The sequence below is a fragment of the Persicitalea sp. genome (assembly GCF_041751555.1).
GTDB lineage: Bacteria > Bacteroidota > Bacteroidia > Cytophagales > Spirosomataceae > Persicitalea.
In genome coordinates, this window is sequence record NZ_JBGSXF010000121.1 from 1 (window position 1) to 4,805 (window position 4,805).

Genomic DNA, 4,805 nt, shown 5'->3' on the forward strand with positions numbered 1-4,805 from the left:
CTTCAAGCGGCTTCCAGCCAGTTTTCGCGAACAGAATTGACAAAATCCCACCGGGAAACCTCACTACCCTACTTTACCTTCCCGCGCCGCTGCATGGCTTCACGCCAAGTAGTTAGAATGATGCCCTCCTTTTCGATGTAAGCTTTCAATTTGGGATCAATCATGGCGAGCAGGTCGCCCTTGCGGGTCTGGGTAGAACCGGAAATGATGGGGAAGATCTCGGTCGGATCGGTGCAGTGCATGATAACCATCGTCAGGCCAGGTTTCAGGTCGCGTAGCCCTTCGATGTACTTCTGAGTTTTGAAGTTCTGCAGATTCTCTTTGGTGACCTGGGTACCTTCGGGTAGTTTCCAGCCGTAGCTGGTATTATGCAGATCGTCGAGAACGGGAAGCCCCGCGTTCCATAGTTGTTTGCCAATGGTCTGCGTCATCGCGTACAAATCGTCGCTCATACCTTCGTCCACCCGGACCGCAGTATTATGCCCGCCCGGAAGCATGACCGGAATTTTTTCCTGCATACCTACCTTGATATAGCGCTCGATAAACGCAGGCGTGGCGAAAAGGGTACCCATGTGCGAGTCCAGGTGGGTAGGTTCAAAGCCCATCGTGCGGGCGCGTTCCAGTTGGGCGCGGATTTCGGTTTCTACTTCGTCGGCGGTGGCGTGTTTTACCACATCGGCCACGTTGGGCCACATCGCTCCTTCGGCATCCACGAGGCCTTTTACAGCAGGCTTACCGGCCAGCGGCCCCCAGCGATACTCTTTCCATTCCGAGGTAAGCGTCAGGTGAAGGCCGGCGTCGATGTCGGGATATTGCTTAAGATAATGCACAAAACCCGGCACCCAGCCACAGGGCATCATCACGCTCACTGAGGTAGCCACACCATCGCGGATGGCTTTGAGAGCCCCTTCATTAGAATCGTAGGACATACCCGCATCGTCCACGTGCATGATGATTACCTTTTTACCCGCTGGGTAGCCCAGTTTTTCGGCGTAAGTAGGGCTTTGGGCGGCGGCTTGGTCGAGCATAGCAAGAATAAGGGTGAATAAAATGAGTGGTTTCATGGGACATTTGTTTTGAAACGGGAATAGACCAGGATTGCTCCAAATTAAACAATCCCTCTCAATTATTCCTACATTTATGGTCAACTAACCGGCCGATGCGGTTATGACTCAAACCCGCTGGAATAGTTTTGTTGAAACATGGCAACTACGAATGCCAGACGAAGTACTTTGAACCAAGAACTAAAAAACCGAATGATCTCGACCAAAAACCCCATAACCAAAACTAAAATAACCGTCGCTCACGGCGACGGCATCGGCCCCGAAATTATGGACGCCACGCTCCGCATCCTCGACGCGGCGGGAGCGCTCATCGAGCCGGAAGTCATCGAAATCGGCGAGAAAGTCTACCGGAGTGGCAGCAAGGCAGGTATCCAGCCCAGCGACTGGGAGTCACTCCGCCGCAACAAGGTTTTTCTCAAAGCGCCCATTACCACGCCGCAGGGCGGCGGCTTCAAAAGCCTGAACGTCACGGCCCGGACTACCCTGGGTTTGTTTGCCAACGTGCGGCCATGCATGGCTTACTCGCCTTACGTAGATACTAAACATCCGCTGCTGGATCTTGTCATCATCCGTGAAAACGAGGAAGACCTCTACACGGGAATCGAACATCGACAGACAAATCAGGTGAGGCAGTGCCTGAAACTAATTTCCCGACCCGGTTGCGAAAAAATCATCCGTTACGCCTTCGAGTACGCCCGCGCTTACAACCGCCGTAAGGTCACCTGCCTGTCCAAGGACAATATCATGAAAATGACCGACGGGCTTTTCCATAGTGTCTTCGACGAGATTGCAGCCGAATATCCTGATATCGAGAAGGAACACTGGATCATAGACATCGGCTCCGCGCTACTGGCCGACGAACCGGAACGTTTCGGTATCATCGTGACGCTGAATCTATACGGCGACATTATCTCCGACATCGCGGCCCAAATCGCCGGCTCGGTAGGCATGGGCGGCTCAGCCAACGTCGGCGAGCAGTGTGCTATGTTCGAGGCCATCCACGGCTCGGCTCCCGACATAGCCGGGCGCGGCATCGCCAACCCGTCGGGGCTGCTCAACGGAGCCATCATGATGCTTGTCCACATCGGGCAGGGCGAGGTGGCCGCTAAAGTCCACAATGCCTGGCTCAAAACTATCGAGGACGGCATCCACACGGGCGATGTTTATCAGGAAGGCGTGAGTAAAGAGCGCGTAGGCACCAAAGCTTTTGCTGATGCGGTGATTGAACGGCTGGGCCAAACGCCTCAGCACTTCAAAATAATAAGCTACGCCGCTGCGCCCAAGCCCATTCATATTACTTCCGGCCACGAAGTTCAGCAGGAAAAAGAACTAGTGGGCGTGGATATTTTCCTGGATTGGACCGGGGGTACCGCTCAACAATTGGGCGACGCCATCGCCGCTTTGCCAGATTCGCCTCTACACCTCAAAATGATGACCAATCGCGGCGTCAAGGTCTATCCCGACGGCGTTCCCGAAACCTTCTGCACCGATCACTGGCGTTGTCGCTTTGTAAGCAAGATCGATTCTGATAAAGTCATCAATAAGAAGACCATCTGGCAACAACTCGCGCTGCTAAATGAAAACGGCTATGACACGATTAAAACCGAGAACCTCTATACTTTTGACGGACAGCCGGGCTATTCGCAAATGCAGGGAGAGTAAGTGAGTTGACGGTGGACAATGCTTTGGGTTCTCCGCTACTCTGAGAAACTCTGTGTGAACCGGGCGGCGCCCCGCACTATGCAACTCTGTGTTCCGAAAAGCTGACTGACAAAAGCCGACCGTGCGACCGGTACGCCGGAGCGGGACCGTGCCGAAAGGCATTTTTCTCCCTCAATTTTTTACAAAAAAAATCGTTAGTTCAACGTAGAATTTCCTTAATGAACTATGACTAAATATTTGAAAAACTCTTTTTCGGGACTTTTGCTGGTTTGCTTTTGTGTCCTGCTGCAAGCCTGTAACCCCACGATGCAAGCCTACAAAAATGGCGTGAAGCGGTTCGACAACGGTGAATATGACCTGGCTTTGAAGGACTTCCAGAAAGCCGCCGAAGGCGACTACGAACCAGCACAGACCAACTATCTCATCGCCGAGTCGTACCGACTCTCCAATCGCTACCAGGAAGCTATTCCTTACTATAAAAAAGCGATGGAAGCCGGAGCCAGTGATCCCAACGCCCGTTTTCAGTACGCTTACGCTCTAAAAGCCTCAGGTCAATACGACGAAGCGCGGCAGGAATTTGCGAAGTTTACCGAGAACGAAACTGCCGACAAGACGCTGAAAGCGCGGGCCGCCCGTGAGGTAGAAACGCTGAAAATTACCGACCGTATCAAGCTAAAAAAAGCGGAAGTGACGGTAGTTGACATGCCCTTCAACACACCGGGGGCGGAGTTTTCGCCCACCATTCTGGGCGACGAACTTGTGATTTCGGCTTCTAAAAAAGAGAAGATTTACAAGAACAATGGCCAGGCAATGCTAGGTCTTTATAAAGTAAAATTGGGCGAGCAGCCCAGCGAAGCTAGTACTAGCCCTACATTATTTAGCCCCAATATTTTTGCGGAAGAAGCTAACGAAGGTTCCCCCGCTTTTTCTCCCGATGGGAAGACGCTCGTTTTCGCGCGTGGTAACACGGGCAAGCGAAAGGGAGCTCAGGATCTGGATCTGTACATGAGTCGCCTCGTCAATGGCCAGTGGACCGATCCTAGTTACTTGCCTATAAACGATTCACTGGCATGGGATGCCTCTCCCGCATTCTCGCGCGATGGCAAAACCCTGTACTTCGCTTCGCAGCGCGCAGGCGGCGCGGGAGGTATCGACCTATATCGTACTAATATGGATGCCTCGGGCCGTTTCAGTACGCCCGTGAATCTGGGCAAAGACATCAATACTGCCGGTGACGAAATGTTTCCTTACGTTTCACCCGACAACAAGCTTTACTTCGCTTCGGACGGGCATCCTGGCCTTGGCAAGCTCGACCTTTTCGTGGCTACGCGTTCACAGGGCATCGTTTCCATCGAGAACATGGGACTCCCATTTAACACCCCGCAGGACGACTTTGGTTTGGTGTTTATGGAAGACCAGGAAAGCGGTTTCTTCGCTTCCAACCGTCCCGGTGGTAAGGGTGACGACGACATTTACTTCTTCTCCAATCCGGTTGTGGAAGAAGTGGACTCGACCATCTTGGCCCAAAACGATCCTACCAATCCGATGAACCCTAACAATCCGCTTTATATCAAGGGAGAGCGAAAGGTGGTGCGCTACTTCTTAGTGGGTGATGTGCTGACCAACAACGCCACGCCAGTCCCGATCGACTCGGCGAAGGTGCGCATCCTATCGGACAGCGCCGATGTAGAACTAGCGCAGCTGATAACGAAGGACGGCGGCAAGTTCGGCCGATACAATTTGGAAGAGGGCAAGGACTATGTATTACTGGTGGAAAAAAAGGGCTTTATCACTAAACGTGAGCCCTTCTCGATGGATGGCAAGAGCATCCCGCCCATTTTTCTGAATAAAGTTCTGACCGATACGACCTACCGCGTCACGGTAAAGCTGGATGATCTGGAACTGAACAAGACGTTTACGCTGGAAAACATCTATTATGATTTGAACAAGTACAACATCCGCCCCGACGCGGCGGTGGAGTTGGATAAACTCGTGCAAATCCTGAAAGATAATCCAACGGTGAATATTGAGCTGGCCTCGCACACCGACGCCCGCGCCACTGATGCCTACAACAATACC

General features: G+C 52.6%; 3 protein-coding genes. 2 read left to right on the forward strand and 1 reads right to left on the reverse strand.

Annotated elements, in window-relative coordinates:
- Nucleotides 1–68: 68 nt before the first annotated feature.
- A complete protein-coding gene (locus ACEW8P_RS04115; protein WP_373511843.1) occupies nucleotides 69–1,064 on the reverse strand; it encodes a polysaccharide deacetylase family protein in 996 nt (331 codons plus the stop codon).
- Between the two features lie 192 nt (nucleotides 1,065–1,256).
- On the opposite strand from ACEW8P_RS04115, the gene ACEW8P_RS04120 reads away from it, so the two are divergent.
- Together ACEW8P_RS04120 and ACEW8P_RS04125 are read left to right on the forward strand one after the other, a co-directional pair.
- Nucleotides 1,257–2,726, forward strand: a complete 1,470-nt coding sequence (locus ACEW8P_RS04120) for an NADP-dependent isocitrate dehydrogenase (protein ID WP_373511844.1) — start codon at nucleotides 1,257–1,259, stop codon at nucleotides 2,724–2,726.
- A 237-nt stretch (nucleotides 2,727–2,963) separates the two neighbouring features.
- The coding region (locus ACEW8P_RS04125) for a tetratricopeptide repeat protein (RefSeq protein ID WP_373511845.1) at nucleotides 2,964–4,805 on the forward strand (1,842 nt) is incomplete at its 3' end.